The organism is Alistipes intestinihominis (assembly GCF_040095975.1).
In the GTDB taxonomy this organism is placed as follows: domain Bacteria; phylum Bacteroidota; class Bacteroidia; order Bacteroidales; family Rikenellaceae; genus Alistipes; species Alistipes senegalensis.
Genome location: NZ_JBBMFL010000037.1, coordinates 1 through 3179 on the forward strand (window position 1 = coordinate 1; position 3179 = coordinate 3179).

2 rRNA genes are annotated in these 3179 nt (G+C 51.1%); both read left to right on the forward strand.

Annotated features, from left to right (window positions below):
- Positions 1–78: 78 nt before the first annotated feature.
- Positions 79–2951: ribosomal RNA gene (locus tag WMO46_RS15480) — 23S ribosomal RNA — on the forward strand.
- Between the two features lie 110 nt (positions 2952–3061).
- Positions 3062–3175, forward strand: a 5S ribosomal RNA gene (gene rrf / locus WMO46_RS15485).
- Positions 3176–3179: the final 4 nt, after the last annotated feature.

The following is a 3179-nucleotide window of genomic DNA, read 5'->3' on the forward strand; positions in this document are numbered from 1 at the left end:
TTCGTAACGTACATTGACATATTTGAGGAGATGAGATAGAGTTCCGACACGGAATCAATAGGCCGTGTTGGAAGTTGTAAGAAAGTAAATAAGGGCGTATGGGGAATGCCTAGGCTCTTGGAGGCGAAGAAAGACGTGGTAAGCTGCGAAAAGCTCCGGGGATTTGCAAACAAGATTTGATCCGGAGATTTCTGAATGGGACAACCCGCTGGATAGAAGATCCAGCATCCGGTAACGGAGGCCAACCCTCTGAACTGAAACATCTTAGTAGGAGGAGGAAAAGAAAGAAACATCGATTTCCTAAGTAGCGGCGAGCGAACGGGAAGCAGCCTAAACCGGTTTTGTTACGGCAAAGCCGGGGTTGTAGGACTGCGATATTCAAATGACAACGAACTGGAATGATCTGGAAAGTTCATCCATAGAGAGTGAAAGGCTCGTACAGGTAAGTATGTCAAGCGATAGCAGTATCCTGAGTAGGGCGGGACACGAGGAATCCTGTCTGAATCCGCCGGGACCACCCGGTAAGGCTAAATACTCCCAAGAGACCGATAGTGAACCAGTACCGTGAGGGAAAGGTGAAAAGAACCCCGAACAGGGGAGTGAAATAGAACCTGAAACCATACGCTTACAACCGGTCGGAGCGGCTTCGTGCCGTGACGGCGTGCCTATTGAATAATGAGCCTACGAGTTACTAATCACTGGCGAGGTTAAGTGCATGAATGCACGGAGCCGAAGCGAAAGCGAGTCTGAACAGGGCGGCCAGTCAGTGGTTGTAGACGCGAAACCTTGCGATCTACCCTTGAGCAGGTTGAAGGTTGGGTAAAACCAACTGGAGGACCGAACGAATAAGCGTTGAAAAGCTTCTCGATGACTTGAGGGTAGGGGTGAAAGGCTAATCAAGCTGGGAAATAGCTCGTACTCCCCGAAATGCCTTTAGGGGCAGCGTTGTAATTGAGAGTCTACTGGAGGTAGAGCTACTGATTGGATGCGGGGGCTTCACCGCCTACCAAATCCTGACAAACTCCGAATGCCAGTAGTATGATTTACAGCAGTGAGCGACCGGGTGCTAATGTCCGGTTACGAGAGTGGAACAACACAGACCAGCAACTAAGGTCCCGAAGAGTATACTAAGTTGATCTAACGATGTTTTGCTGCAGAGACAGCTAGGATGTTAGCTTGGAAGCAGCTATTCATTCAAAGAGTGCGTAACAGCTCACTAGTCGAGCGGCAAAGCGTGGATAATAAACGGGCATCAAGTATACCACCGAAGTTCTGGGCACGAGAGTGCGGTAGGGGAGCATTCCATTGACGTCGAAGCCCTTCCGTGAGGATAGGTGGAGTTTATGGAAAAGCAAATGTAGGCATGAGTAACGATAATGCGGGAGAGTAACCCGCACACCGCAAGACCAAGGTTTCCTGATCAACGCTAATCGGATCAGGGTTAGTCGGGTCCTAAGGGTAAGCCGAACGGTGATCTCGATGGACAATCGGTTAATATTCCGATACTGACATATGCCTCGATGGAGAGACGAAGGAACGTAAGTGACGCCGCCTGACGGAATAGGCGGTTAAAGGGCGTAGGTATAGGGACAGATTAAGAGTTAGTCCTTGCTGAAACCTGACAGTACGGAGCGGCTACGGCCAATCCGATAGTTCACCCAAGTAGACTTCCGAGAAAATCTTCTAAGTTTAAGCATATGTCACCCGTACCGTAAACCGACACAGGTGGTCGAGGAGAGTATCCTAAGGTGCTCGAGTGAATCACGGTTAAGGAACTAGGCAAATTAACCCCGTAACTTCGGGAAAAGGGGTCCCTACGCGAGTAGGGCGCAGCGAAGAGGTCCAGGCGACTGTTTATCAAAAACACAGGGCTCTGCAAATTCGAAAGAAGACGTATAGGGCCTGACACCTGCCCGGTGCTGGAAGGTTAAGAGGGGATGTCATCGCAAGAGAAGCATTGAATCGAAGCCCCAGTAAACGGCGGCCGTAACTATAACGGTCCTAAGGTAGCGAAATTCCTTGTCGGGTAAGTTCCGACCTGCACGAATGGTGTAACGATCTGGACACTGTCTCAACCGTGAGCTCGGTGAAATTGTAGTCCCGGTGATGATGCCGGGTACCCGCAACGGGACGAAAAGACCCCGTGAACCTTTACTATAGCTTAACGCTGAATTTGGGTACACAATGTGTAGGATAGGCCGGAGACTGTGAATCGGGCACGCCAGTGTTCGTGGAGTCAACGTTGAAATACGGCCCTTTGTGTACTTGGATTCTAACCCTGCGAAGGGGACACCGTTTGGTGGGTAGTTTGACTGGGGTGGTCGCCTCCAAAAGCGTAACGGAGGCTTCCCAAGGTACCCTCAGCACGAATGGTAACCGTGCGCAGAGTGCAATAGCATAAGGGTGCTTGACTGTGAGACCAACAAGTCGACCAGGTGCGAAAGCAGGGTATAGTGATCCGGTGGTTCTGTGTGGACTGGCCATCGCTCAAAGGATAAAAGGTACTCCGGGGATAACAGGCTGATCGCCGCCAAGAGCTCATATCGACGCGGCGGTTTGGCACCTCGATGTCGGCTCGTCACATCCTGGGGCTGGAGAAGGTCCCAAGGGTTCGGCTGTTCGCCGATTAAAGTGGCACGCGAGCTGGGTTCAGAACGTCGTGAGACAGTTCGGTCTCTATCTGTTGCGGGCGTAGGAAGATTGAGGGGTCCTGACTTTAGTACGAGAGGACCGAGTTGGACGAACCTCCGGTGTATCGGTTATGCTGCCAAGTGTACCGCCGAGTAGCCGCGTTCGGTTTGGATAAGCGCTGAAAGCATCTAAGCGCGAAGCCATCCCCAAGATAAGTCTTCCCTTGAGGGGCGTAGGAGACGACTACGTTGATAGGCTGCAGGTGTAAAGACAGTAATGTCAAAGCCGAGCAGTACTAATTACCCGAACGGCTTTCTTACAGCAATTCTTTATCTCATTTCCGCGATATGTCAACTCTTACCGGGTGCGACGGGTTATGATACGGAAAGTGTCATTCGCACGGCTTCGATACATTGAAGCACAGGTTCTTTTAGGTGGTTATAGCAGTGAGGTCCCACCTCTTCCCATTCCGAACAGAGAAGTTAAGCTCACTAACGCCGATGGTACTGCGGTTTTCCCGTGGGAGAGTAGGTAGCCGCCTCTTCAAG